At 52.9% G+C, this 25,916-nt stretch carries 21 protein-coding genes and 2 rRNA genes; 8 read left to right on the top strand and 15 right to left on the bottom strand.

Annotated elements, in window-relative coordinates; all coding sequences use genetic code 11:
* Position 1 precedes the first annotated feature (1 nt).
* On the top strand, positions 2-814 hold the full coding sequence (locus FOB24_RS03115) for a shikimate 5-dehydrogenase (RefSeq protein WP_150344500.1): 813 nt from the start codon (positions 2-4) through the stop codon (positions 812-814).
* Positions 815-863: 49 nt separating this feature from the next.
* Here the strand turns inward: FOB24_RS03115 and FOB24_RS03110 are convergent, their stop codons facing one another.
* Positions 864-1,220, bottom strand: coding sequence for a hypothetical protein (locus FOB24_RS03110; protein ID WP_087856549.1), 357 nt, complete (start codon positions 1,218-1,220; stop codon positions 864-866).
* A gap of 141 nt (positions 1,221-1,361) precedes the next feature.
* Between FOB24_RS03110 and FOB24_RS03105 the strand changes: the two genes are divergently transcribed.
* A complete protein-coding gene (locus FOB24_RS03105; RefSeq protein WP_003841416.1) occupies positions 1,362-1,523 on the top strand; it encodes a phage protein in 162 nt (53 codons plus the stop codon).
* A gap of 159 nt (positions 1,524-1,682) precedes the next feature.
* Here FOB24_RS03105 and FOB24_RS03100 read toward each other — a convergent pair whose 3' ends face one another.
* A complete protein-coding gene (locus FOB24_RS03100) occupies positions 1,683-2,159 on the bottom strand; it encodes a GNAT family N-acetyltransferase (protein ID WP_150344499.1) in 477 nt (158 codons plus the stop codon).
* Between the two features lie 248 nt (positions 2,160-2,407).
* Between FOB24_RS03100 and FOB24_RS03095 the strand changes: the two genes are divergently transcribed.
* The gene (locus tag FOB24_RS03095) at positions 2,408-2,998 is read left to right on the top strand and encodes a GNAT family N-acetyltransferase (protein ID WP_150344498.1); all 591 of its coding nucleotides are present in this window, start codon (positions 2,408-2,410) and stop codon (positions 2,996-2,998) included.
* 63 nt (positions 2,999-3,061) lie between these two features.
* On the opposite strand, the gene FOB24_RS03090 is transcribed toward FOB24_RS03095, so the two are convergent.
* The 4 genes from FOB24_RS03090 to FOB24_RS03075 form a co-directional block, all read right to left on the bottom strand.
* Entirely contained in the window at positions 3,062-3,721 is a 660-nt protein-coding gene (locus tag FOB24_RS03090) for a LysE family translocator (RefSeq protein WP_121529819.1), read from the bottom strand.
* Positions 3,722-3,824: 103 nt separating this feature from the next.
* Complete coding sequence (arsC, locus tag FOB24_RS03085; RefSeq protein WP_069325169.1) at positions 3,825-4,250, bottom strand: glutaredoxin-dependent arsenate reductase; 426 nt, start codon at positions 4,248-4,250, stop codon at positions 3,825-3,827.
* Positions 4,251-4,262: 12 nt separating this feature from the next.
* The gene (locus tag FOB24_RS03080; RefSeq protein ID WP_038636211.1) at positions 4,263-5,552 is read right to left on the bottom strand and encodes an arsenic transporter; all 1,290 of its coding nucleotides are present in this window, start codon (positions 5,550-5,552) and stop codon (positions 4,263-4,265) included.
* Between the two features lie 44 nt (positions 5,553-5,596).
* Entirely contained in the window at positions 5,597-5,917 is a 321-nt protein-coding gene (locus FOB24_RS03075; RefSeq protein WP_038636209.1) for a transcriptional regulator, read from the bottom strand.
* Positions 5,918-6,002: 85 nt separating this feature from the next.
* Between FOB24_RS03075 and arsH the strand changes: the two genes are divergently transcribed.
* A complete protein-coding gene (gene arsH, locus FOB24_RS03070) occupies positions 6,003-6,701 on the top strand; it encodes an arsenical resistance protein ArsH (RefSeq protein ID WP_085049572.1) in 699 nt (232 codons plus the stop codon).
* A gap of 150 nt (positions 6,702-6,851) precedes the next feature.
* Here the strand turns inward: arsH and FOB24_RS03065 are convergent, their stop codons facing one another.
* A complete protein-coding gene (locus FOB24_RS03065; RefSeq protein WP_085049571.1) occupies positions 6,852-7,472 on the bottom strand; it encodes a histidine phosphatase family protein in 621 nt (206 codons plus the stop codon).
* Between the two features lie 546 nt (positions 7,473-8,018).
* Between FOB24_RS03065 and FOB24_RS03060 the strand changes: the two genes are divergently transcribed.
* Together FOB24_RS03060 and pepE are read left to right on the top strand one after the other, a co-directional pair.
* Positions 8,019-8,297, top strand: coding sequence for an addiction module antidote protein (locus tag FOB24_RS03060; protein WP_085049570.1), 279 nt, complete (start codon positions 8,019-8,021; stop codon positions 8,295-8,297).
* Between the two features lie 109 nt (positions 8,298-8,406).
* On the top strand, positions 8,407-9,096 hold the full coding sequence (gene pepE / locus FOB24_RS03055; RefSeq protein ID WP_121529814.1) for a dipeptidase PepE: 690 nt from the start codon (positions 8,407-8,409) through the stop codon (positions 9,094-9,096).
* Positions 9,097-9,224: 128 nt separating this feature from the next.
* On the opposite strand, the gene FOB24_RS03050 is transcribed toward pepE, so the two are convergent.
* On the bottom strand, positions 9,225-10,853 hold the full coding sequence (locus FOB24_RS03050; RefSeq protein WP_038636190.1) for a Na/Pi cotransporter family protein: 1,629 nt from the start codon (positions 10,851-10,853) through the stop codon (positions 9,225-9,227).
* 213 nt (positions 10,854-11,066) lie between these two features.
* A complete protein-coding gene (gene metH, locus FOB24_RS03045; RefSeq protein WP_150344497.1) occupies positions 11,067-14,750 on the bottom strand; it encodes a methionine synthase in 3,684 nt (1,227 codons plus the stop codon).
* 195 nt (positions 14,751-14,945) lie between these two features.
* Between metH and iclR the strand changes: the two genes are divergently transcribed.
* Positions 14,946-15,770 carry a glyoxylate bypass operon transcriptional repressor IclR gene (iclR, locus tag FOB24_RS03040; protein ID WP_038636184.1) on the top strand — a complete coding sequence of 275 codons (825 nt, stop codon included), beginning with the start codon at positions 14,946-14,948 and terminating at the stop codon, positions 15,768-15,770.
* Positions 15,771-15,814: 44 nt separating this feature from the next.
* Here iclR and aceK read toward each other — a convergent pair whose 3' ends face one another.
* From aceK to metA, 4 genes are all read right to left on the bottom strand, one after another.
* Complete coding sequence (aceK, locus tag FOB24_RS03035; RefSeq protein ID WP_150344496.1) at positions 15,815-17,596, bottom strand: bifunctional isocitrate dehydrogenase kinase/phosphatase; 1,782 nt, start codon at positions 17,594-17,596, stop codon at positions 15,815-15,817.
* A gap of 102 nt (positions 17,597-17,698) precedes the next feature.
* Positions 17,699-19,003: an isocitrate lyase gene (aceA, locus tag FOB24_RS03030; protein ID WP_038636179.1), complete on the bottom strand. Its 1,305-nt coding sequence runs from the start codon at positions 19,001-19,003 to the stop codon at positions 17,699-17,701.
* A 31-nt stretch (positions 19,004-19,034) separates the two neighbouring features.
* Positions 19,035-20,636 (bottom strand): malate synthase A, encoded by a 1,602-nt coding sequence (gene aceB, locus FOB24_RS03025; protein WP_042313075.1) that lies wholly within the window; start codon positions 20,634-20,636, stop codon positions 19,035-19,037.
* Positions 20,637-20,904: 268 nt separating this feature from the next.
* Entirely contained in the window at positions 20,905-21,834 is a 930-nt protein-coding gene (metA, locus tag FOB24_RS03020) for a homoserine O-acetyltransferase MetA (RefSeq protein ID WP_042313076.1), read from the bottom strand.
* A 157-nt stretch (positions 21,835-21,991) separates the two neighbouring features.
* On the opposite strand from metA, the gene FOB24_RS03015 reads away from it, so the two are divergent.
* Positions 21,992-22,429, top strand: coding sequence for an acetyltransferase (locus FOB24_RS03015; RefSeq protein WP_069325399.1), 438 nt, complete (start codon positions 21,992-21,994; stop codon positions 22,427-22,429).
* Positions 22,430-22,637: 208 nt separating this feature from the next.
* On the opposite strand, the gene rrf is transcribed toward FOB24_RS03015, so the two are convergent.
* Positions 22,638-22,753, bottom strand: a 5S ribosomal RNA gene (gene rrf / locus FOB24_RS03010).
* Positions 22,754-22,851: 98 nt separating this feature from the next.
* Positions 22,852-25,756 (bottom strand): 23S ribosomal RNA (locus FOB24_RS03005).
* Positions 25,757-25,916: the final 160 nt, after the last annotated feature.

Below are 25,916 nucleotides of genomic sequence, written 5' to 3'. Positions count from 1 at the left end.
CATGATTAACCGCGACACCCAGCTGTGCATGTCGCTTGCCGGCCGACCCGGCAACTTCGGCACACGTTTTCACAACTATTTGTATGAAAAGTTGGGGTTAAATTTTATCTACAAAGCCTTTACTACGCAGGATATTGAGGCCGCAGTGAAAGGCGTTCGCGCACTCGGGATTCGCGGCTGTGCGGTCTCTATGCCGTTTAAAGAGAGTTGCATGCCGTTTCTGGATGCCATCGATCCTTCCGCAAAAGTCATTGACTCCGTCAACACCATCGTCAATGACAACGGTACGCTGACAGGATTTAACACCGACTACATTGCGGTAAAAAGCCTGATTACCAGCCACCAGCTTGATAACCACGCACGCGTCATGATCCGCGGCAGCGGTGGAATGGGTAAAGCGGTTATCGCCGCGTTTCGCGATGCCGGTTTTCACGATGTGATCGTCGCCGCCCGCAATCGTGAGAGCGGCCCGGCGCTGGCAAAACAGTACGGTTTCCAGTGGCAACCTCAGCCGGAAGGGATTGCCTGCGATATTCTGGTCAACGTGACGCCCGTCGGTATGGCTGGCGGTAAAGAGAGCGATGAACTGGCCTACAGCGAAGCGATGGTCGCTGCCGCCAGCGTGGTGTTTGACGTGGTCGCCCTGCCGCCGGAAACACCGGTAATCAAACTGGCACAACAATTAGGTAAAAAGACCATCAGCGGTGCAGAGGTGATTGCCTTACAGGCCGTAGAGCAGTTCGCCTTGTATACCGGCGTACGCCCGGATGACGCGCTAATCGCCGAAGCGGCAGAATTTGCGCGGGCGGGGTAAAGAAGCAGGAACTGAGCGCCTGGGATGGGCGCTCTGTTTATTTTAGGTACTATGCAACAGCGAACAATTGCTGGTCAGCTTTCGCTTCCAATTGCGCCAGCGCGGGAATCAACTGGCTGATGTTGACCAGGCTGTGTCCTAACTGGCATATGCTCTCATACGCAAAATGTTCCTGACCTTCACCCGCCATGGTCAGCAGGCTTTCGCCCATAAAATTCAGCGTCTGGTACAACCCTGCCAGCGCCTCTTCACAGCCAAACGATAGCGCCAGATTTTCTTCGGTGGAGAGAAAGCTACAATCAAGATGGCGGAACGCCTCGGCGAGTGGAAAATAAAGCAGATCGGCTTGCGGAATGGGAGAAGAAGACGCAAAACAGGCGTTAGTGGTACTATTAGCATCAGCCATAGCATTACCTCGTATAATGTTGTGGTTAGACGCCCTGATCGTGTTCCCGCACTTTCGGGGCGTTGTCATTTTGGGTGTGTGAGAGTAATGTGTCATCACACATACTCACACTACTCTTGTGTAATTAAGGTGTCAACACACATGAACGAAAGAAGAGGCAATCCTCCGTTTCAATTCCGTCTGGATCCGGAACTTCGCAAAGCGATGGAAGAAGCACAACGGCAGGATGGCGATGAATCGTTGGCTGCCTGGATTAAGCGTGTGATTAGAAAAGAGCTGAAACAGAAAGGGATCGAAGTCTAGTGGTCGGCATTATGTATCGTTTTCTGAAGGTCTGTTTAGAGCGGGGAGCGGACATTGAACATATGAGTTATAGTCAGCTCAAGGCTTCGAAGCTGCTGTACTGAACTCGTAGCGATTAGATTTCCGTTGGTGAGCTTTCCTGCCAGAGCAAAAGAAAACTCAGGCTGATAATGCGATGGACATATCCATGCAACGCAGATCTGTTTGGGCAAGTCTTGATGGGGATGTAGTTTCCTTGATAAACATAAATCCATGTTTTTCGTAGAAAGTTTGCGCGTTTGGCGTTGAGGTCAAGGTTAACTGTTTCAACCCTCTTTTAATCGCTTCAGCTTTAATCGTTTCAATAATCAGGCTAGCAAAACCTTTACCAAAATAATCCGGCAATGTAAAAATAGCTTCTACGCTACCTTGGGTAAGATCCAGATATCCCGTTGCTACCAATCCTGCATCAGGCAGCTCGACAACAAAGAAAGGATTTTCCGTAATAACCGCCCTGTAATGTTCAGGCATAGCTTCAGGCGTCCAGGCCTCAAGCACCCTGGCACAATAACTTGGCTTACATCCTTCCCGAATAGAAAGATTCCTTATATTCCAGCATTCCTCTGCCTCTTCAGGTACTGCAAGTCTGATTTTCATTTGTTCTTCCTTTTCGTCTTATTATATTTATAGATTTATCATGAAACGGTTTCGTTTCAATATCTTTGTTTAACAAAAGAGGAAAGTCCATTCCAGGCACGGAGCGGACAAGCTGCCATCATGAGCAGTAAGCAGATAATCACCTCTTGATTAGTCGATTATTAAATGTAAACGGAGCATAGTAAGTCATTCGGTACAGGATTATGCAGTCCAATCCATCGACACAAAATAACTGTAAGGTCACAAATATGACGCCTACATTGCAAGGATCTCTTGTCACGCTCCGTCCTCTGCTTAAGACAGATGCTCAGCTATTGATTGATGCTGCTGCGGATGGGGAACTCTGGTCCCTGCCATTTACGGTAGTTCCGTCTGCTGACACAGCTGAGTCGTACATTCAGAAAGCCCTGCAGGGGCAAACTGAAGGCACAGTCATGCCGTTTGCTGTAACGCTCTCATCAGACCAACGCGTCATTGGGTCAACACGTTTCTGGAAGATTGATAAAGAAAACCGAAAGCTCGAAATTGGTCATACCTGGTATTCACAAAGCTGGCAAAAAACAGCTGCAAATACCGAGAGTAAACTGTTACTGCTGCGATACGCCTTTGAGCAACTGAAGTGTGTTCGCGTTCAGTTTACGACTGATGTATTGAATGAGCGCTCTCAAGCTGCCATTCTCCGTATTGGCGCAGTCCAGGAAAGCATCATCAGAAATGAACGAATTATGCCTGATGGCCGAAAACGTACTTCTATACGGTATAGCATAATTGATGATGAGTGGCCGCAGGTTCGGACTAACCTTGAGCGCCGCCTCTCCAGTTACAGCAAAGAGAAATAACTCGAGCTTTTGCGGGCGGAAGGTCTGCTGTGAACGAAGCGGACACAGGGTTTACCGTTTGGGTTAAGCTTCTCTGGCAGATTTCGATACGACACCAGACCCGCTAAACAACATGCGGATACCGAGGCCTATCATGACAACTCCGGTAAACCGTTCCTGCCATTTGATAAAGCCTGGGTGTTTACCCAGCCAGTTTCCAAATGTCCCTGATGCCATCGCGACCGACCCCAGGGAAACGATTCCTGCCAGCTTTTGGATACTACCCAGAACAAGTAATTGCAGCCAGACAGGACCCGCGGTGGGATCGACAAACTGAGGAAGAAAAGCAAACATGAACAACAGGGATTTTGGGTTAGTCAGGCTATTCAGGGCGCCTTCCTTAACGGCATTCCAGTCAGAAATTTTTGCAGTTTTTCGCAGACGTGTATCAGTGCCTGAAGTCGCAATCATTTTTATGCCCAGCCATATCAGATAAGCTGCGCCAGCCCACCTTAGCAGATCTAGCGCCACCGGCCAGGCATGAACAACGGTTACCAGCCCCAGGACAAGAAAAGAAACTTGTACAAAACCAGCTACAAATACATTACCCAGTACCGTAAGCAGTGCAATACGTCTTCCCTGACCGACTCCTCTGGCGATAGTTAGCATCATGTCTGGCCCCGGAGAAATCTCCAGTAGAGTCAGCGCAAGAAGGAAGGTCATAAACGTTTCGATCGAAGGCATCTTGGTTGAATCCGGAAAAATATTTCCGCTACGTTACCTCAGTCCGATTCGAGCAGAAAGCGTAATATACCGCAGCGCCCGCTCCTGGCTCGAAGTGGGCAGATTACTTAACCCGCTTCCCCGTTTCGTCAATGACCTTCTCACCATCCTCTTTGGTAAACGCTCGTTTCTGACCTTCCGGTAGAATATCCAACACTATTTCTGAAGGGCGGCAAAGACGAGTGCCAAGCGGCGTAACGACTATCGGCCGATTAATCAGGATCGGATGTTGAAGCATGAAATCAATCAACTGCTCATCACTAAATTTCTCTTCATCAAGACCCAGGTGTTCATAAGGCTCAACATTCTTACGCAGTAATGCACGCACCGTAATTCCCATTTCTGAAATAAGTTTAATCAGCTCATCACGGGTCGGTGGCGTATCGAGATAATAAATTATCGTCGGTTCGTTGCCGCTGTTACGGATCATCTCCAGCGTGTTACGAGAAGTGCCGCAGGCAGGGTTGTGATAGATGGTAATGTTGCTCATATCTTTATCTCATTACAAAGTGATGGAGAAGCGCAACGCCAGCGCGGCCAGAGTGACAAACAGCACGGGCAGAGTCATGATAATGCCAGTGCGGAAGTAATATCCCCATGTAATCGTTATATTTTTCTGGGCAAGCACATGCAGCCAAAGCAAGGTTGCCAGACTGCCAATCGGGGTGATTTTCGGGCCTAAATCGCAGCCAATCACATTGGCATAAATCATAGCCTCTTTGACGACGCCAGTCGCCGTACTCCCGTCAATCGACAGTGCGCCAATCAGCACCGTCGGCATATTGTTCATCACCGATGACAGGAACGCGGTCAGGAAACCGGTGCCGAACGTTGCTGCCCATAACCCCTTTTCTGCCAGCAGGTTCAGCACGTCAGACAGATACTCCGTGAGTCCTGCATTGCGCAGGCCATAGACCACCAGGTACATGCCCAGCGAAAAAATAACAATCTGCCATGGCGCACCGCGCAGGACTTTTCCGGTGTTGATGGCATGACCTCTTTTCGCCACTATAAACAGTACTGCTGCGCCAGTAGCCGCTATCGCACTGACCGGGATCCCCAGAGGTTCCAGCACAAAGAAACCGACAAGCAGCAATAACAGGACAATCCAGCCCGCCCTGAACGTTGCCGGATCCTTTATCACACTGGCAGGCGTCTTCAGCAGCGAAACGTCATACGTCTCCGGAATGTCCTTGCGGAAGAAGAGATGCAGCATGACCAGAGTGGCCGCAATCGCGGCCACATCTACGGGGATCATAACGGAGGCATACTGCGTAAAGCCCAGACCGAAAAAGTCCGCCGAGACGATATTCACCAGATTGGAAACTATCAGCGGCAGGCTGGCCGTATCTGCAATAAATCCTGCGGCCATGACAAAGGCCAATGTCGTGCCCTGGCTGAATCCCAGTGCGAGCAGCATCGCAATTACAATCGGCGTCAGGATCAGTGCGGCGCCGTCATTGGCAAACAACGCAGCAACAGCGGCCCCAAGCAAGACTATCCAGGTAAACAAAAGGCGGCCACGTCCGTTACCCCAGCGGGAGACGTGCAGTGCGGCCCATTCAAAGAAGCCGGACTCATCGAGCAGCAGGCTGATGATGATGACCGCAATAAATGCCGCTGTCGCGTTCCAGACGATATTCCAGACAACGGGAATATCAGCGATATGGATGACTCCGGTACCCAGCGCCAGCGCAGCTCCGATACTCGCGCTCCAGCCAATACTCAGACCTCTGGGTTGCCAGATCACCAGTACCAGCGTCAGTAAAAATATACTCCCTGCCAAAAACATTTCAAACCCCGTTATATATGATTATGTGAATATGTTTTCCTTCCTCAGCAAGAGGTGCAGGCCGACTTTGCCAACCATTCCCGCACATCTTCCCGAAGGCACTGCCAGGACGTCGTGATTGTCTCAGCGGCCCACGCAGGAATATGAGGTGACAGACGATAGTGAATCCATTTGCCTTCCCGACGATCCAGAACTAGCCCAGACTCGCGAAGGATAGCCATATGACGTGATATTTTGGGCTGTGATTCGGCGGTAGCTGCACAGATATCGCACACGCACAGTTCTCCGGACTCCCGCAGAAGCATGACAATGGCGAGCCGTGTTTCATCCGACAGGATTTTGAAAAGCTGAACAGGTTGTAGCATTTTCCTCTCCGTTCCCTTTAGAATATATATATGATAAATCATATATATTAACTTTGAAATCATCTGCTCTCTCTGGAGGAGAAAAATGGAACAATTTCCTGCCCTGAATACGGAATGCTTTGATCAAGACATCGCTGAACGCCTGCATCTGCAGGAGCCACCAAGAATTCTGATCCTGTATGGTTCAGTAAGAGAGCGCTCCTACAGCCGCTTTGCCGCGGAGGAAGTGGGTCGCCTGCTGACGGCGATGGGCGCGGAGGTGAAACTCTTTAACCCCTCCGGTTTACCCCTGCCGGATGATGCGCCGGACACGCATCCCAAAGTCACCGAGCTGCGCGGTCTGGTCAGATGGTGTGACGGGATGGTGTGGAGTTCTCCGGAACGGCACGGTGCTATGAGCGCGGTGATGAAGGCGCAGATTGACTGGATACCCTTAAGTGAAGGCGCGGTTCGTCCTTCGCAGGGCAAAACACTTGCGGTAATGCAGGTCTGCGGCGGTTCACAGTCCTTCAATGCCGTGAACCAGATGCGTATTCTGGGGCGCTGGATGCGGATGTTTACGATCCCCAACCAGTCCTCTGTAGCCAAGGCATGGCAAGAGTTCGACGAAAACGGACGAATGAAACCTTCGTCATGGTATGACCGTATCGTCGATGTCGCCGAGGAGCTGTTTAAAATCACGCTGCTGCTTAAGGGACAAACCGGTTACCTTGCAGATCGTTACAGCGAGCGAAAAGAGAGCCATCAGGAGCTTTCATCCCGTGTCAATCAGGACAAAATATAACGTCCTTACTTATTGAGCTCAAACGTCCGCTCCTGGCACGAAGCGGACGAGCTAACTGAGATGAAGGTCCGCTGTGAGCGAAGAGCAGACATTGTGCTTAAATAATGATGGCTCTGGCAGGATGGGAGTTCAATGATTGCAAGGTGACCACTAATTCAGGTGACGTAAATGTGTAGCAATCCCCCACTTTAGGCCGATACATTTTCCATTAACCAGGTCGATAACAGAATAACTTGCATTGGGGTGAGCATAGCGAGGGAAACTATTGACAGTCCCTTCTTTAAGAATTGCCAGAGTGCCCTGACTGACATGCCCGTGAGACACAATACATATTGTTTGTTGATGTGATGAAGTATCTTCCAGGTTTTGTAAAAAACGCATAACTCGCTGAGAAGCATGCGCCAGTGACTCCCCCCCAGGTGGAAAATACTCTGCATCAAGCCTGAATAACGCATTTGCATCGTTCGGATGTTTTTGTCTGAGTAGTTCTAACGGCATACCTTCAAACTGACCAAAGGCCTGCTCTTTAAGGGCCGGTTCAGCCGTCAGTGAACAGCGAAAGTGTTCAGCCAGGCTTTGCCCCATTTGCCAGGCACGTCCAAGCGGAGAAGCGTAAACACGCTCTATTTGATACTCACTTGCACTAAACGCTGCTAGTAGGACGGATGTTTCATGCAAACCCCGACAGGTCAAGGGGCTATCGCTGTGCCCCTGAATAATTCCTTCCAAATTCCACTCTGTTTCTGCGTGTCGAACAAGTATCAATTTCATCGTTAGCGGGCCATGCTCGTTGTTGATCAAAATGCCCAAACTGCGCGATGTCAAACACACACAGTTGAAGCAGCGGAAGGCTTTCCTGTTTTGGAAATAATGAACAAGTGTAGCTTATTGCCGTTATGCAGCGGCTCTGGGTGTGAGGCGCTGAATTTTATCCGTAGTTAACTTCCGCTTTTGGCACAAAGCTGCCCCTATCCCCTGTTATCGTTTCTCGTATCAACCGCAGCGTCCTGAAAAACTACGTATTATTGCGAGGCGCTTTCCTGTTTCCTCCACCCAACATTTCCCCATACTCCCCATTTTTTTATTCTCTAGTCTCAACTTGTCAATTCAGAATGTAGTTTATAAAATACATGGAACGTACTCATGGAAATTCTTCAGACAATGGTTTTCCAGCGTTGGGAGCAAAACTTACGGGACAGGAGAGCTAAAACGCTCATTGCTACACGCCTTTTTCGTTTGGCTCATGGTTTAGCTGGTGATGTCAAACCTGTTGGAGAATGCTCGCCCGTTCACTGGATTATCAAGAGATCTTCCACCATGAATAAACTTACGCAGTACGATCCCGCAACTGCGCTGGTCGATGATGAAGAAATTGCCGTTTTTATGGCCGATGCCCTCGAAACAGGCGATGCAGCGTACATTGCAAAAGCATTGGGCGTGGTGGCTCGCGCTAAGGGAATGGCGAACATCGCGGCAGAAACGGGATTATCCCGCGAACAACTTTATCGCTCTTTTAGTGAGAAAGGTAACCCAACGCTGAAAACTACGCTTGCAGTGATGAAGGCGCTCGGTATTGAATTGACGCTTAAAAAATAGTCTCAGCATCTGTCTCCTCTTTCAACATCGTGAGCCATATCAGGAAGGCGTTAGATCGATAGTGGTAGCATGACCGCGGTTTGTAATTTTCTGATTACATGGAGAAATGATGGAACTGCTTTTATTGAGTAACTCGACGCTGCCGGGCAAAGGCTGGATGGAACATGCGCTGCCGCTGATCGCAGAGCAACTGAACGGTCGCCGCACGGCGGTGTTTATTCCATTTGCCGGCGTGACGCAAACCTGGGATGAGTACACGGCGAAAACGGCAGCCATCTTTGCGCCAATGGGCGTTAACGTTACTGGCATTCATACCGTTGCCGATCCGATTGCAGCCGTTGAAAACGCCGAACTGGTGATTGTCGGTGGGGGTAACACCTTCCAGTTGCTGAAAGAGAGCCGCGAGCGCGGACTGCTGGCGCCGATTGTCGATGTCGTCAAACGCGGCGCGCTGTACATCGGCTGGAGCGCGGGTTCCAACCTTGCCTGCCAGACCATCCGCACCACCAACGACATGCCGATTGTCGATCCAAAAGGCTTTGATGCCCTGGGTCTGTTCCCACTGCAAATTAATCCGCACTTCACCAACGCGCTGCCGGAAGGCCATAAAGGCGAAACGCGTGAACAGCGTATTCGCGAGCTGTTGGTTGTGGCGCCGGAACTGACGGTGATTGGTCTGCCAGAAGGGAACTGGATCAAAGTGAGCAACGGTCAATCCGTGCTTGGCGGCCCGAACACCACGTATATCTTTAAAGCGGGTGAAGAGGCGGTTGCCGTTGAGGCGGGTCACTGCTTTTAGTTGGTTTGTTGTCTGATGCCGGATGGTAGCTTCGCCTTATCCGGCCTACAAGGTAGACGACAACATTGACGGTTATCCGTAGGCCCGGTAAGCATCAGCGCCACCGGGCAACCTTTCATCTGTCCTCGTTAGTACTCACGCTCGTCGTCTTCATCCGGCTGTTCCAGCACACTGTAAGCCACAGAGCAAAACAGTGAGTTCAGACGCTGCATATCGCCCAGCAGCGCCAGGTGCAGGGAACTGGTCTCAATGCTCTGCACGTTCTGCTGATGCAGACGATCCACGTGCGCATGCGAATAACGACGGTTAAGGATGCGGAAACGGTGCTTGCTGCGGCGCAGACGACGGGCGCTGGTCACGTCGCCAGAGAAGAATACCGACATCGCCAGTTGCAGATTACTGAGCAGTTGATCGTACAGTGCATCAAGTTCTTTCAGCCCTTCGACAGAGAATGCCCGACGCGCTGCCAGCGACTTGTCGGCAATCTCGCTGCCCATACGCTCAACAATATCCGACGCCTGTTCAAGGTTGAGCGACATTTCGATAATCTCAGCCCAACGGCGCGACTCTTCTTCTGCCAGTTCATCCTTTGGCATCCTCGCCAGATAGAGCTTAATCGCCGTGTACAGTACATTGATATCGTCCGCCATCCTGCGCAACTCTTTCTCTTCACGCGGTTCGCCGTGCATCACCTTCTTTAGCCCATCCATCATCTGCTCCATCGCATCGCCAATACGTAGGGCCTCACGGGCGGCATTGGCCAGAGCCAGGGTTGGGGTATCCAGTGCGCTGATGTCCAGATGCTTAGGCTTCAGGTGGGCGTCCAGTTCCGGCTCATCACGGATAATACGTTTGCAAAAACGCGCCATCGGTTCGGCGAACGGCACCATCGCTATGCAACGTACCAGGTTGTAGAAAACATGGAAATAAATGACCAGTTCAGATTTCGGCAGCGGCAGCTCATCCATCAGATTCGCCAACGGATGCACAAACGGCAGGATAATCAGACTCCCCACCAGCTTAAACAGCAGGCTGCCAAGCGCCACGCGACGAGCAGCAGCATTAGCCGCGCTATTGTTGAGCATCGCCAGCAGGCCGGAACCAAGGTTGGCGCCAATCACCAGGCACAACGCGACAGGAAACGAGATAATGCTGGCAGCGGTCAGGGTTGCCGTCAGCAAAACCGCCGCCAGGCTGGAGTAACTGATCACCGCGAACATAGCGCCAATCAGCGCATCCAGCATAATATCGCCGGTCAGCGAGGCGAAAATAACCTGTACGCCGTTAGCCTGGGTTATCGGCGTGACCGCCTGCACAATCAGCTCCAGCGCCAGTAAAATCAACCCCAGCCCGATGCCAACCCGCCCCAGTTGCCCCACGCGGGACTGCTTACGCCCGAGAAAAAAGATCACGCCGATGAAAATCAGCAGTGGCGATAGCCATGAGAGATCGAAAGTCAGGATACGCGCCATCAACGCGGTCCCCACGTCGGCGCCCAGCACAATGACCAGCGCCGGGGTAAGCGCCACGAGGTCCTGGGCGACAAACGAGGTCACCAGCATGGTGGTGGCGTTGCTGCTTTGTACCAGCGCCGTCACGCCGATACCCGCACAAAAGGCGAGCGGCTTCTTTTCAACGCTACGGCTGAGTACGGTACGCAAACGGGCGCCAAAGACGCGCATCACGCCGGTACGCACAATATGTGTGCCCCAAACCAGCATAGAGACAGCAGAAAGCAGGTGTAACAGAGTTAGCACGGAATCAGGTTCTCCTTATCGTTATATGTTCCTGAGGTTCATCGCAATGACATACCGCCTGACGGCGCTACGCTTATCAGGTCTACAAAAATGAGCCATCCGGCAAGCAGTGCCGATGAACGTTCTTTCAGTATAAGGGTTTAAACGTAAGAAAGAGACAGGGCACTCATTGAGTGCCCTGTTTGTTGTAAAGAAAGATGACAGTTTTGTGAATCAATCGGCGTCGTAGCCCAGATTAGGCGCTAACCAACGTTCAACTTCTGCCACGCTCATGCCTTTGCGGAAGGCATAATCTTCAACCTGATCGCGCTGAATTTGCGCCACGGCGTAATACTTGCTGTCAGGATGACTGAAATACCAGCCGGAAACCGAGGCGCCTGGCCACATGGCGAAGGATTCGGTGAGCTTCATCCCGGTATGTGCTTCGACGTCCAGCAGCTCCCAGATGGTGGCCTTTTCGGTATGTTCCGGGCACGCCGGGTAGCCCGGCGCCGGGCGAATGCCCTGGTAGTTTTCGCGGATCAGCTCTTCGTTACTGAGGTTCTCATTCGCCGCATAGCCCCAGTAGACTTTACGCACGCGCTCATGCAGATATTCCGCGAATGCTTCCGCCAGACGGTCAGCGATGGCTTTCACCATAATCTTGTTGTAGTCGTCATGCTGCGCTTCGAAGGCGTCCGCCAGCGCATCCTCCTCCAGACCGCCGGTCACCGCGAAAGCACCGATGTAATCCGCTTTGCCGCTCAGTTTCGGCGCGACAAAGTCAGACAGGCAGTAGTTGGCGAAGCCGACTTTTTCCGTCTGCTGGCGCAGGTGATGACTCACGCTGATAACGTGCGTACGCGTCTCGTCACGGTAAATCTCGATGTCGTCACCCACGCGGTTAGCCGGGAACAACCCCACCACGCCGCGCGGGTTCAGGGTTTTCTCAGCGCTGAGTTTATCCAGCATGTCGTTGGCGTCTTTGAACAGGCGCTTCGCCTCTTCACCCACCACTTCATCTTCGAGGATGCGCGGATACTTCCCGGCCAGCGACCAGGTCATAAAGAACGGCGTCCAGTCGATGTAATTGCGCAGCGTTTCGATGCTGGCCTCGACTTCCTGCACGCCTAACCGATGCGCGACCGGCGGCGTGTAACTTTCCCAGTCGAAGGCCAGATCGTTATCACGTGCAGCCTGTAACGTTACCGGCGGCGTGCGAGGTTTCTTACGCGCATGCTGGATGCGCACGGTTTCATACTCTTTACGCGTACGGGCAACAAAGTCATCGCGCTGGGTGTCGGAGAGCAGCGCGGCAACAACCCCCACGGTACGCGAGGCGTTCTGCACGTAAACCGTCGGGCCGCTGTAATTCTGCTCAATTTTCACCGCGGTGTGCGCTTTTGAGGTGGTCGCGCCGCCAATCAGCAGTGGGATGGTGAAGCCCTGACGCTCCATCTCTTTCGCCACGTTGACCATTTCGTCCAGCGACGGGGTGATAAGCCCGGAAAGGCCAATCAGATCGGCATTCACCTCTTTGGCGGTCTTGAGGATTTTCTCCGCGGGCACCATCACGCCAAGATCGACGATTTCGTAGTTGTTACATTGCAGCACCACGCCAACGATGTTCTTGCCGATGTCGTGCACATCGCCCTTCACGGTGGCGATGACCATCTTGCCGTTGCTGGAGCCTTTCTCTTTACTGGCTTCGATATACGGTTCGAGGTAAGCCACCGCCTGCTTCATCACGCGGGCTGATTTCACCACCTGCGGCAGGAACATTTTGCCCTCGCCGAACAGGTCACCGACCACGTTCATGCCGTCCATCAGCGGCCCTTCGATCACCTCAATCGGGCGTTCGGCCTGCTGGCGCGCTTCTTCTGTGTCGAGCTCGATAAATTCGGTAATGCCTTTCACCAGCGAGTATTCAAGGCGCTTTTTCACGTCCCAACTACGCCACTCCGCCATCTGGGCATTCGCGGTGTCGTCGGTTTTACTGCCGCGATACTTCTCGGCCAGCTCCAGCAAACGCTCGGTACCATCTTCACGTCGGTTGAGGATCACATCCTCGACCGCGTCGCGCAGTTCGGTCGGGAGGTCGTCATAGATAGCCAGCTGTCCGGCGTTGACGATGCCCATGTCCATCCCATTGCGAATCGCATAGTAGAGGAATACCGCGTGAATAGCCTCACGTACCGGGTCGTTGCCGCGGAACGAGAAGGAAACGTTAGAGACGCCGCCGGAAATCAGCGCGTGCGGCAGCTCGCGTTTAATATCTTCACAGGCACCGATAAAGTCCTGCGCGTAGTTGTTGTGCTCTTCAATCCCGGTTGCCACGGCGAAAATGTTTGGGTCGAAGATGATGTCTTCCGGCGGGAAGCCCACTTCTTCGGTGAGAATTTTGTACGCCCGGCGGCAAATCTCAATTTTACGTTCGCGGGTATCCGCCTGGCCCTGTTCGTCAAAGGCCATCACCACCACCGCAGCACCGTAGCGACGCAGCAGCTTCGCGTGATGGATAAAGGTCTCCACCCCCTCTTTCATCGAGATGGAGTTAACGATGCCTTTACCCTGAATGCACTTCAGTCCTTTTTCGATGACTTCCCATTTCGAGGAGTCGATCATAATCGGCACGCGGGCGATGTCCGGCTCGCCGGCAATCAGGTTGAGGAAGCGCACCATCGCCGCTTCGGCGTCGAGCATCCCCTCATCCATGTTGATGTCGATAATCTGCGCGCCGCTTTCCACCTGCTGGCGGGCGACGTCCAGCGCTTCGCTGTATTTCTCTTCTTTGATCAGACGCTTAAATTTCGCTGAACCGGTGACGTTGGTACGTTCGCCGACGTTAACAAACAGGCTATCGTCGCCAATGTTCAGCGGTTCAAGGCCGGACAGCCGGCAGGCCACCGGGATTTCTGGCAACTTGCGCGGCGGTAAACCTTCTACCGCCCGGCTCATCGCGGCGATATGTTCCGGCGTGGTGCCGCAACAGCCGCCAACCACATTGAGGAAACCGGCCTCGGCCCATTCGCGAATCTGTGTCGCCATGGTGTCGGCGTCGAGGTCGTACTCGCCGAAGGCGTTCGGCAGCCCGGCGTTCGGGTGCGCGGTGACGTAGCATTCGGCAATGCGTGACAGCTCCTGCACGTACTGGCGCAGCTCGTCCGGGCCTAAGGCGCAGTTCAGACCGAAGGTCAGCGCATCGGCGTGGCGCAATGAGTTATAGAACGCTTCGGTGGTCTGGCCGGAAAGCGTACGTCCGGATGCATCGGTAATGGTGCCGGAAAGCATAATCGGCAGCTCGACGCCCAGCGCTTCGAACTCGGTTTTTACCGCGAAAATAGCGGCTTTAGCATTGAGGGTATCGAAGACGGTTTCAATCAGAATCAGGTCGCTGCCGCCTTCCACCAGCGCTTTGGTGGATTCGCGATAGGCGGCCACCAGCTGGTCAAAGGTAATGTTGCGGTATGCCGGGTCGTTGACGTCGGGCGAGATGGAGGCGGTACGGTTGGTTGGGCCAAGCACGCCCGCGACATAGCGCGGTTTGTTCGGCGTGCGCGCCGTCCATTCGTCTGCCGCCGCGCGCGCCAGCTTCGCCGCCGCAAAGTTGATTTCCGCCGACAGGGATTCCATCTGGTAATCCGCCATAGCGATAGTCGTGGAGTTAAAGGTGTTGGTTTCGATGATATCCGCACCCGCCTCAAAGTAGGCGTTATGGATCGCGGCAATCACCTCCGGCTTGCTGAGAACCAGCAGGTCGTTGTTGCCCTTCAGGTCGCAAGGCCAGTCGGCGAAGCGCTCGCCGCGGAAATCCTCTTCGCTCAGACGATATCCCTGGATCATGGTGCCCATCCCGCCGTCCAGCACCAGAATACGTTCATTTAACTGCTGACGTAATTGTTCTACTTTGCTGCTCACACTCGCTCCCGACAACGCTCAACCAGACCGAAAAAAACTCAACAGGCCATACTGGCACAAACCTGAGAGGCGGAAAAGAGAACAACGGCCAACATGAGACATGTTCAGCTTCACTCATCCGATCAGTACAGGAATTCTTGCATTATAATCGAATAAAACGAAAATGATTTCCACGATACAGAAAAGGAGTCCGCCATGGTTGCCCCTGTCCCCGCGAAACGCGGTAGAAAACCCGCCGCTGCCACTACGCCTGCAACCGGGCAGGTTCAGTCTTTGACCCGGGGTCTGAAGCTACTGGAGTGGATTGCGGAATCCAACGGCAGCGTGGCGCTAACCGAGCTGGCGCAGCAGGCCGGTCTGCCGAACTCAACAACCCACCGTCTGTTGACTACCATGCAGCAGCAAGGTTTTGTCCGCCAGGTGGGCGAATTAGGCCACTGGGCCGTGGGCGCGCATGCGTTTATCGTCGGCAGCAGCTTTTTGCAAAGCCGCAATCTGCTGGCGATTGTGCATCCGATTCTGCGCAAACTAATGGAAGACTCGGGTGAGACGGTAAATCTCGCCGTACTGGATCAAAGCGACCATCAGGCCATTATTATCGACCAGGTGCAGTGCACCCAGTTGATGCGCATGTCTGCGCCTATCGGCGGCAAGCTGCCGATGCACGCCTCCGGCGCGGGCAAGGCATTTTTATCTCAATTGAGTGAAGAACAGGTTACCGGCCTGCTACACCGCAAAGGGCTGCATGCGTATACCCATGCCACGCTGGTGTCGCCGGTCCATCTGAAAGAGGATTTGGCGCAGACACGTAAGCGCGGCTATTCCTTTGATGATGAAGAACACGCGCTGGGCCTGCGCTGCGTGGCGTCGTGCATTTATGATGAACACCGTGAGCCGTTCGCCGCCATCTCCATTTCCGGGCCAATTTCACGTATTACCGATGACCGCGTGACCGAGTTTGGCGCAATGGCGATCAAAGCAGCGAAAGAAGTCACGCTGGCGTACGGCGGGTTTAGATAAGCAAGGGTTGGGACTGATTTGTAGACCTGATAAGCGCAGCGCCATCAGGCGCGGCGTACATTGCCGGATGGCGGCGCAAGGGCCTTATCCGGCCTACGGTCGGTTTCATAACGTACGCTAAACCGCTGCCGACGACGGTAAGCGTAAACATCTTCCACGTGACCTTCCCGGATCCGCGTTTGCAGCCCTCGCCAGTAGTCGGCGCTGAACAGGTCGGCGTGCATCTCCTCAAACAACGGCCCGATGCGCGGGTCGGCACATAGCCAGTGACGAAACTCTTCCGGGAAGACATCCCCCGGCGACACGCTGTACCACGGTTCAGCGCTCATCTCATCTTCCGGGTAGCGCGGCGGTGGGATATGGCGGAAATTCACCTCCGTCATATAGCAAATTTCATCGTAGTCGTAGAACACCACGCGCCCGTGGCGGGTCACGCCGAAGTTCTTAAACAGCATATCTCCCGGGAAAATATTGGCGGCGGCCAGCTGACGAATGGCGTTGCCGTACTCTTCTATCGCGTCGCGCAGCTGCTGGCCTTCGACCTGCTCCAGCCAGATATTCAGCGGCACCATGCGCCGTTCGATATACAGATGGCGAATAACAATCTGATCGCCGAGATCGGTAATTTTTTCCGGCGCTTCCTGTAGTAGCAGCGCCATCAGCGCCGGGTCGATTTGCCGTTTATCCAGCACAAAGTTTTCAAACTCCTGGGTATCGGCCATGCGCCCGACGCGATCGTGCTCTTTCACCAGCTGGTAGCAGGCGCGGACGTGCGCGGCGGACATCTCCTTTTGCGGCGCAAATTTGTCTTTGATGATTTTAAACACCCGGTCGAAGCCCGGTAGGGTAAACACCAGCATCACCATGCCGCGGATCCCCGGCGCTTCGATAAATTGCTCATCGCAATCAGCGAGATAAAGCAGATACTCGCGGTAGCTTTCGGTCTTCGCGTGTTTCTGACAACCAATCACCATATACAATTCAGCGGTGGTTTTACCGGGCAGGATCTCGCGCAACCACTCCACTAACGCCGCGGGCAGCGGAGCGTAAACCATAAAGTAGGAGCGGGCAAAACCAAACACAATGCTCGCTTCCGCCGTCGTGGTCAGACAGGTATCGACAAACAGTTCGCCTTCGTCAGTCCGGTGGATTGGCAATAAAAACGGCAGCGTCCCGGAAGGGGTAATCAGCTTACCGACCAGCCAGGCGGCCTTATTGCGATAAAACAGTTCGTTCGCCACCTGTAAATGACAGCGCGGCAACACATCCGCACCCAGAGTTTCGGTCAGGTGTTCAATGATGTAGTGGATATCACGATGTTTGTTCTGCCACGGTAGACGCAGAGGCAGATCGCTGAGAACGCGGGTGAGCAGCCACTCCCAGCCGGTATCGGGAAAAAAGTCTTTCGCCAGCGGGCGGGGGATCGTGCGAAAACGGCGCTCTGGCTGAGAGCTAAAAATAAACAGCCGCTCGGGAGTCAGCGAGCGGTGGTCAAATAACCGGCAGTAAACGGAGTTAAAGAAGCTCTCCGCAATCTCGAAGCGCGGATAATCCGGCAAGAGCCGGGTGTAATGATCTTTCACGCGGAGCAAAAAATCCGCGTCGGTACTTTTGCCGTCAGTAATGCAGCGCAGCTGTTCCACCACCAGACCCACATGATGATCGTAAAGGTGAATACGGCTTTTCATCGCCTGCTGAACCGCATGCCAGTCGGCATGTTCAAAACGCTGCTGCGCGCCGGAGGTGACTTCCAGAAAACGCCCGTACTGGGCGTCGAAACCTTGTAAAATTGTCTGAGCAATCAGTAATTCCAGGCCACGCGTCATCGATATCTCCCATCCGGCACAACGTCATGCCGGATGGCGCATGCGCTTTTCCGGCCTACATCCCTTCGTAGGCCCGGCAAGCGCAGCGCCACCGGGCATTGATCAGAACTGCGATTCTTCGGTGGAACCCGTTAACGCGGTAACGGAAGAGGCGCCGCCCTGAATGATGGTGGTAACTTTATCGAAGTAGCCGGTACCCACTTCCTGCTGGTGGGACACGAAGGTGTAACCGTCTTTTGCCGCCGCAAATTCTGGCTGCTGCACCTTCTCAACATAGTGGCGCATGCCTTCACCCTGCGCATAGGAGTGCGCGAGGTCGAACATGTTGAACCACATGCTGTGAATACCTGCCAGGGTAATGAACTGGTATTTATAGCCCATGTCCGACAACTGCTGCTGGAAGCTGGCAATGGTTTTATCATCCAGGTTTTTCTGCCAGTTAAACGACGGCGAACAGTTGTAGGCCAGCAGTTTACCTGGGAATTTCGCATGAATGGCATCGGCAAAGCGCTTCGCCAGTTCGAGGTCTGGTGTGGAAGTTTCACACCACACCAGATCCGCATATGGCGCGTAGGCCAGACCGCGGCTGATCGCCTGCTCAATACCAGCATGTGTACGGAAGAAGCCTTCGCAGGTACGTTCGCCAGTAATGAACTCGCTGTCGTAGGCGTCGCAGTCAGAGGTAATCAAATCAGCTGCGTCAGCATCGGTACGCGCAATCACCAGCGTCGGCACGCCCATCACGTCGGCAGCCAGACGGGCCGCCACCAGTTTCTGAATAGCTTCCTGAGTCGGCACCAGCACCTTACCGCCCATGTGACCGCATTTTTTCACTGATGCGAGCTGATCTTCGAAGTGAACGGCTGCTGCACCAGCCTCAATCATCGATTTCATCAGTTCAAACGCGTTCAGAACCCCGCCAAAGCCCGCTTCCGCATCGGCAACGATCGGCAAGAAGTAATCCACGTAGCGCGGATCGTTCGGCTCAATACCGCTTGACCATTGGATCTGATCCGCACGACGGAAAGTGTTGTTGATCCGATCCACCACTGCCGGGACGGAGTTCGCCGGATACAGCGATTGATCCGGATACATGCTGGAGGCCAGGTTGGCATCTGCCGCCACCTGCCAGCCAGAAAGGTAAACCGCTTCAATACCGGCTTTCGCCTGTTGCAGCGCCTGGCCGCCGGTCAGCGCGCCGAGGCTGTTGATATACCCTTTCTTCGACTCACCGTGCAGCAGACGCCACATTTTCGCCGCACCAAGCTGCGCCAGCGTGCATTCCGGGTTGACCGAGCCACGTAATTTCACCACATCCTCCGCGCTATATGGACGGGTGATGCCTTCCCAGCGCGGTTGAGTCCACTCTTTCTGTAATTCTTCGATTTGTTGATTACGGGTTTTCATGTGCAGATGCTCCATATTGTTATGTGGTGAGTTAAGCCAGCAGGCGGTAACCTGGCAGGGTCAAGAAATCGATCAGTTCATCAGAGGTAGTGATTTGCTCCATCAGACGCGCGGCATCGTCAAAACGCCCGCTGCTGTAGCGGTGCTCGCCCAGTTCGTCCTGAATCACCAGCATCTCTTCGGCCAGCATCTGGCGGAACAGCGGTTTGGTCACCGGCTTGCCGTTGCTGAGCGTTTTCTGGTGGTGGATCCACTGCCAGATGGAGGTGCGGGAGATTTCGGCGGTGGCCGCATCTTCCATCAGACCGTAAATCGGCACGCAGCCGTTACCGGAGATCCACGCCTCGATATACTGCACCGCGACACGGATATTGGCGCGCATACCCTCTTCGGTACGCTCACCGTCGCACGGTGCCAGCAGCTGTTCGGCGGTAATTGGTGCATCTTCTTCACGCGTTACAAACAGCTGATTTTTGTTTTCTCCGAGCACGTCGTTGAATACCGTCATTGCGGTATCTGCCAGGCCCGGATGGGCAATCCATGTACCGTCATGACCGTTATTCGCTTCCAGCGCTTTATCCGCTTTTACCTTGGTCAGAACCTGGTTGTTACGCTCGGCATCTTTACTGGGAATGAACGCAGCCATGCCGCCCATCGCGAACGCGCCGCGTTTATGACAGGTTTTAATCAACAGACGCGAGTAGGCGCTAAGGAATGGCTTATCCATCGTCACCACCTGACGGTCTGGCAGCACGCGATCCGGATGATTCTTCAGGGTTTTGATATAGCTGAAAATGTAATCCCAGCGGCCACAGTTCAGGCCCACAATGTGATCACGCAACGCGTGCAGAATTTCGTCCATCTGGAAAACAGCGGGCAACGTTTCAATCAGCAGGGTCGCTTTGATGGTGCCCCGCGGCAGGTTAAAGCGGTCCTCTGCATAGCTAAACACTTCACTCCACCAGGCTGCTTCTTGCCAGGCCTGCGTTTTTGGCAGATAGAAATACGGGCCACTGCCTTTTGCCAGCAATGCTTTGTAGTTGTGGAAGAAGTAGAGTGCAAAATCGAACAGGCTGCCAGGGATGGATTCGCCACGCCAGGTGACGTGTTTTTCCGGCAGATGCAGACCACGCACACGACACACCAATAAAGCTGGATTGGGTTTAAGTTGATAAATTTTACCCGCTTCGTTGGTGTAACTAATGGTGCCATTGACCGCATCGCGTAGGTTGATCTGCCCGTCGATAACTTTGCTCCACTCAGGGGCCAGCGAATCTTCAAAGTCAGCCATAAAGACTTTGACGTTCGCGTTCAGCGCGTTGATGACCATCTTGCGCTCAACCGGTCCGGTAATCTCTACGCGGCGATCCAGTAAATCATCAGGAATACCGCGAATTTTCCAGTCGCCCTCACGAATGGAAGCTGTTTCCGAAATAAAATCAGGCAACTTACCGTTATCAATATCCTGCTGCTGCTGGATCCGCGCAGCCAGAAGCTTATTCCGCTTAGGCGTAAATCTTGTCACCAGTTCAGTCAGAAACTCCACCGCTTCTCCGGTCAGGATTTGCTGCTCCTGTTCGCCACGCGGCCTGGTGAAGACCAGTTCATCGGTTGTCGTTGCCTGTTGATTCATTGCGTAGTTCCTCGTCAGTGATCCAAACACATCCCCAATGCGAACGAAGGATCGTTGTGCGGTTTTCGTTCAGCACAACTAAGACTACTCATTTAAATTTCAAAATCAAAAACAATTTCCATTTTTAAATTAATTATCGATTAACCTATTGATAACAATATGAATAAAATTTAATTACACAGTGAGGTGCGTTTCGGAAATAAAAAAGGCACCCGAAGGTGCCTGATTCAACATGCTGAAACGCTTAAGGATCGTCTGCTACAGAAGATTAATCCAGCGTTGGATTCATGTGACGCAGATCATATGGCGTGATCTGGTAGACGTAATAGTTGAGCCAGTTGGTAAACAACAGATTGCCATGGCTACGCCAGGTTGCGCGCGGTTTGTTTTGCGGGTCATCTTTCGGGAAGTAGTTATAGGGTACTTCCGGGGATAAGCCCGCTTCAACGTCACGAAAATATTCGCTACCGAGCGTGTGCGCGTCATACTCGGGATGACCCGTCACAAAGGCAATGCGTTTATCTTTGCTGGCGAACAGATAGGCATCGCCCTCTTCCGTTTCGGCAAAAATCTCGAGATCGGTATAGTCGCGGATAAGTGCGGCAGGGAAGTCGGCATAGCGCGAATGAGGGGCCAAAAATGCATCATCAAATCCGCGTGTCAGCAACGCATGAGGATGCAGAATATGATGCTCATAGACGCCGGAGAGTTTATCCGTGCGAGTTTGCTTGGGAATGCCATAAAGGATATTCAATGCAGCCTGTACCGCCCAGCAGACAAACAGCGTCGAGGTAACGTGATCTTTAGCCCACTCAAGAACCTGTTTTATCTGCGGCCAGTAAGCCACGTCATTAAACTCAACCAGACCCAGCGGCGCCCCTGTAACGATCAGTCCATCAAAGTTCTGATCGCAGATATCCTCGAAATTACAGTAAAAGTTATTCAGATGCTCCGTTGGGGTGTTGCGTGACTCGCGGGCATCGATGCGCAATAGCTGAACATCTACCTGTAGCGGTGAGTTAGACAATAAACGCAGGAACTGGTTTTCCGTTTCAATCTTCTTCGGCATCAGGTTGAGGATAAGTACCTTCAGTGGACGGATTTCCTGACCGGAAGCGCGGGATGTCGTCATGACAAAGACGTTTTCCTCACGCAAGAAATTGACGGCGGGTAGTTCGTCCTGCACGCGAATTGGCATAACCTGATAACCTCACTACATACGTTTAAACGTTTAGACATCCAGATAGCTGAAGATACCCAGGAATCAGCAGAATGTCGAGTCTGCATCCTCAAGTTGAGAAAGTTTCACGGTTCCTTGCTGTAGAATAGTGCAGTAAAGAAAAAAGGAGAATGCTATGACCTTTACCATCCGTCGTTCGCGTCAGGACGAAGGAGACAAGTTAGTTTCTATTTGGTGTCGCTCAGTGGATGCCACGCACCATTTCCTCTCTGCAGATTATCGGGTTGAACTGGAACAATTGGTACGTTCTTTTTTACCAGAAGCCCCTCTATGGGTTGCAGTGACAAAGCAGGATGAGCCAGTCGCCTTTATGCTCCTGACCGATCAGCATATAGATGCCCTGTTTGTCGATCCGGATGTGCGTGGTAGTGGCGTTGGTAAGCTACTGATTGAACATGCTTTATCAATGAGTTCCACGCTAACAACTAACGTTAACGAACAGAATGAACAAGCGGTTGGATTCTATAAGAAGATGGGATTTAGCGTGACGGGACGTACAGAGGTGGACGATCTTGGGCGCCCCTACCCGTTGCTCAATCTCGTGCGCGGGTAGCAGGGCAAGTTTTTACGTGGTGCGGGATTGCCTGATGCGCTGCGCTTATCAGGCCTACAAAATACGTTCAGTACAACGTAGGCCGGATAAGGCGGGACGCTGCATCCGGCAGGTTTCATTTCGTACAGACGCAAAAAAGCCCATCCGGCAGACAACAGATAAAACAAAAGGCCCGGTCTTTCGACCGGGCCTTCCGCTTTTATTTGATGCCTGGCAGTTCCCTACTCTCGCATGGGGAGACCCCACACTACCATCGGCGCTACGGCGTTTCACTTCTGAGTTCGGCATGGGGTCAGGTGGGACCACCGCGCTACAGCCGCCAGGCAAATTCTGTTTATTAACCCGCTTTTCGCCGGTTAATCTTATCTGTATCAGGCTGAAAATCTGTCTTCTCAAATCCGCCAAAACATCTTCGGCGTTGTAAGGTTAAGCCTCACGGTTCATTAGTATCGGTTAGCTCAATGTATCGCTACACTTACACACCCGACCTATCAACGTCGTCGTCTTCAACGTTCCTTCAGGAGACTCAAAGTCTCAGGGAGAACTCATCTCGGGGCAAGTTTCGTGCTTAGATGCTTTCAGCACTTATCTCTTCCGCATTTAGCTACCGGGCAGTGCCATTGGCATGACAACCCGAACACCAGTGATGCGTCCACTCCGGTCCTCTCGTACTAGGAGCAGCCCCCCTCAATTCTCCAGCGCCCACGGCAGATAGGGACCGAACTGTCTCACGACGTTCTAAACCCAGCTCGCGTACCACTTTAAATGGCGAACAGCCATACCCTTGGGACCTACTTCAGCCCCAGGATGTGATGAGCCGACATCGAGGTGCCAAACACCGCCGTCGATATGAACTCTTGGGCGGTATCAGCCTGTTATCCCCGGAGTACCTTTTATCCGTTGAGCGATGGCCCTTCCATTCAGAACCACCGGATCACTAAGACCTGCTTTCGCACCTGCTCGAGCCGTCACTCTCGCAGTCAAGCTAGCTTATGCCTTTGCACTAACCTCCTGATGTCCGACCAGGATTAGCTAACCTTCGTGCTCCTCCGTTACTCTTTGGGAGGAGACCGCCCCAGTCAAACTACCCACCAGACACTGTCCGCAACCCGGATTACGGGCCCACGTTAGAACACCAGCCATTAAAGGGTGGTATTTCAAGGATGGCTCCATGCAGACTGGCGTCCACACTTCAAAGCCTCCCACCTATCCTACACATCAAGGACCAGTGTTCAGTGTCAAGCTATAGTAAAGGTTCACGGGGTCTTTCCGTCTTGCCGCGGGTACACTGCATCTTCACAGCGAGTTCAATTTCACTGAGTCTCGGGTGGAGACAGCCTGGCCATCATTACGCCATTCGTGCAGGTCGGAACTTACCCGACAAGGAATTTCGCTACCTTAGGACCGTTATAGTTACGGCCGCCGTTTACCGGGGCTTCGATCAAGAGCTTCTCCTTACGGATAACCCCATCAATTAACCTTCCGGCACCGGGCAGGCGTCACACCGTATACGTCCACTTTCGTGTTTGCACAGTGCTGTGTTTTTAATAAACAGTTGCAGCCAGCTGGTATCTTCGACTGATTTCAGCTCCATGAGTAAATCACTTCACCTACCTATCAGCGTGCCTTCTCCCGAAGTTACGGCACCATTTTGCCTAGTTCCTTCACCCGAGTTCTCTCAAGCGCCTTGGTATTCTCTACCTGACCACCTGTGTCGGTTTGGGGTACGATTTCGTGTTACCTGATGCTTAGAGGCTTTTCCTGGAAGCAGGGCATTTGTCACTTCAGCACCGTAGTGCCTCGTCATCACACCTCAGCGTTAAAAGGTACCGGATTTACCTGGAACCTCCGCCTACATGCTTAAACCGGGACAACCGTCGCCCGGCCGACATAGCCTTCTCCGTCCCCCCTTCGCAGTAACACCAAGTACAGGAATATTAACCTGTTTCCCATCGACTACGCCTTTCGGCCTCGCCTTAGGGGTCGACTCACCCTGCCCCGATTAACGTTGGACAGGAACCCTTGGTCTTCCGGCGTGCGGGTTTTTCACCCGCATTATCGTTACTTATGTCAGCATTCGCACTTCTGATACCTCCAGCAACCCTCACAGGCCACCTTCAACGGCTTACAGAACGCTCCCCTACCCAACAACACATAGTGTCGCTGCCGCAGCTTCGGTGCATGGTTTAGCCCCGTTACATCTTCCGCGCAGGCCGACTCGACCAGTGAGCTATTACGCTTTCTTTAAATGATGGCTGCTTCTAAGCCAACATCCTGGCTGTCTGTGCCTTCCCACATCGTTTCCCACTTAACCATGACTTTGGGACCTTAGCTGGCGGTCTGGGTTGTTTCCCTCTTCACGACGGACGTTAGCACCCGCCGTGTGTCTCCCGTGATAACATTCTTCGGTATTCGCAGTTTGCATCGGGTTGGTAAGTCGGGATGACCCCCTAGCCGAAACAGTGCTCTACCCCCGAAGATGAGTTCACGAGGCGCTACCTAAATAGCTTTCGGGGAGAACCAGCTATCTCCCGGTTTGATTGGCCTTTCACCCCCAGCCACAAGTCATCCGCTAATTTTTCAACATTAGTCGGTTCGGTCCTCCAGTTAGTGTTACCCAACCTTCAACCTGCCCATGGCTAGATCACCGGGTTTCGGGTCTATACCCTGCAACTTAACGCCCAGTTAAGACTCGGTTTCCCTTCGGCTCCCCTATACGGTTAACCTTGCTACAGAATATAAGTCGCTGACCCATTATACAAAAGGTACGCAGTCACACCCGAAGGTGCTCCCACTGCTTGTACGTACACGGTTTCAGGTTCTTTTTCACTCCCCTCGCCGGGGTTCTTTTCGCCTTTCCCTCACGGTACTGGTTCACTATCGGTCAGTCAGGAGTATTTAGCCTTGGAGGATGGTCCCCCCATATTCAGACAGGATACCACGTGTCCCGCCCTACTCTTCGAGTTCACAACAGGTGCATTTTTGTGTACGGGACTATCACCCTGTACCGTCGGACTTTCCAGACCGTTCCACTAACACACATGCTGATTCAGACTCTGGGCTGCTCCCCGTTCGCTCGCCGCTACTGGGGGAATCTCGGTTGATTTCTTTTCCTCGGGGTACTTAGATGTTTCAGTTCCCCCGGTTCGCTTCGTTAACCTATGTATTCAGTTAACGATAGTGTGACGAATCACACTGGGTTTCCCCATTCGGAAATCGCCGGTTATAACGGTTCATATCACCTTACCGGCGCTTATCGCAGATTAGCACGTCCTTCATCGCCTCTGACTGCCAGGGCATCCACCGTGTACGCTTAGTCGCTTAACCTCACAACCCGAAGATGTTTCACTTCTGATTGCGAAAATTTGAGAGACTCGAACACACCGCTTTTCATTTCTTGTTTACGGAGAAATGAAACAGTGTGTCGTTTCAATTTTCAGCTTGATCCAGATTTTTAAAGAGCAAAACTTCTTAATGCACTCGAAAG

Source organism: Citrobacter werkmanii (genome assembly GCF_008693645.1).
Classification (GTDB): domain Bacteria; phylum Pseudomonadota; class Gammaproteobacteria; order Enterobacterales; family Enterobacteriaceae; genus Citrobacter; species Citrobacter werkmanii.
This window is presented reverse-complemented; position numbering and strand designations above follow the sequence as displayed.

What these genes read in the sequence shown, in the direction of transcription:
- FOB24_RS03080 (WP_038636211.1), bottom strand. Translation starts at nt 5,552, where the DNA reads ATGTTTTTGGCAGGGAGTATATTTTTACTGACGCTGGTACTGGTGATC.
- FOB24_RS03090 (WP_121529819.1), bottom strand. Translation starts at nt 3,721, where the DNA reads ATGCCTTCGATCGAAACGTTTATGACCTTCCTTCTTGCGCTGACTCTA.
- FOB24_RS03105 (WP_003841416.1), top strand. Translation starts at nt 1,362, where the DNA reads ATGAACGAAAGAAGAGGCAATCCTCCGTTTCAATTCCGTCTGGATCCG.
- FOB24_RS03065 (WP_085049571.1), bottom strand. Translation starts at nt 7,472, where the DNA reads ATGAAATTGATACTTGTTCGACACGCAGAAACAGAGTGGAATTTGGAA.
- FOB24_RS03060 (WP_085049570.1), top strand. Translation starts at nt 8,019, where the DNA reads ATGAATAAACTTACGCAGTACGATCCCGCAACTGCGCTGGTCGATGAT.
- FOB24_RS03095 (WP_150344498.1), top strand. Translation starts at nt 2,408, where the DNA reads ATGACGCCTACATTGCAAGGATCTCTTGTCACGCTCCGTCCTCTGCTT.
- iclR (WP_038636184.1), top strand. Translation starts at nt 14,946, where the DNA reads ATGGTTGCCCCTGTCCCCGCGAAACGCGGTAGAAAACCCGCCGCTGCC.
- arsC (WP_069325169.1), bottom strand. Translation starts at nt 4,250, where the DNA reads ATGAGCAACATTACCATCTATCACAACCCTGCCTGCGGCACTTCTCGT.
- aceK (WP_150344496.1), bottom strand. Translation starts at nt 17,596, where the DNA reads ATGACGCGTGGCCTGGAATTACTGATTGCTCAGACAATTTTACAAGGT.
- pepE (WP_121529814.1), top strand. Translation starts at nt 8,407, where the DNA reads ATGGAACTGCTTTTATTGAGTAACTCGACGCTGCCGGGCAAAGGCTGG.
- aceB (WP_042313075.1), bottom strand. Translation starts at nt 20,636, where the DNA reads ATGAATCAACAGGCAACGACAACCGATGAACTGGTCTTCACCAGGCCG.
- metA (WP_042313076.1), bottom strand. Translation starts at nt 21,834, where the DNA reads ATGCCAATTCGCGTGCAGGACGAACTACCCGCCGTCAATTTCTTGCGT.
- FOB24_RS03100 (WP_150344499.1), bottom strand. Translation starts at nt 2,159, where the DNA reads ATGAAAATCAGACTTGCAGTACCTGAAGAGGCAGAGGAATGCTGGAAT.
- arsH (WP_085049572.1), top strand. Translation starts at nt 6,003, where the DNA reads ATGGAACAATTTCCTGCCCTGAATACGGAATGCTTTGATCAAGACATC.
- FOB24_RS03110 (WP_087856549.1), bottom strand. Translation starts at nt 1,220, where the DNA reads ATGGCTGATGCTAATAGTACCACTAACGCCTGTTTTGCGTCTTCTTCT.
- FOB24_RS03075 (WP_038636209.1), bottom strand. Translation starts at nt 5,917, where the DNA reads ATGCTACAACCTGTTCAGCTTTTCAAAATCCTGTCGGATGAAACACGG.
- FOB24_RS03015 (WP_069325399.1), top strand. Translation starts at nt 21,992, where the DNA reads ATGACCTTTACCATCCGTCGTTCGCGTCAGGACGAAGGAGACAAGTTA.
- aceA (WP_038636179.1), bottom strand. Translation starts at nt 19,003, where the DNA reads ATGAAAACCCGTAATCAACAAATCGAAGAATTACAGAAAGAGTGGACT.
- FOB24_RS03115 (WP_150344500.1), top strand. Translation starts at nt 2, where the DNA reads ATGATTAACCGCGACACCCAGCTGTGCATGTCGCTTGCCGGCCGACCC.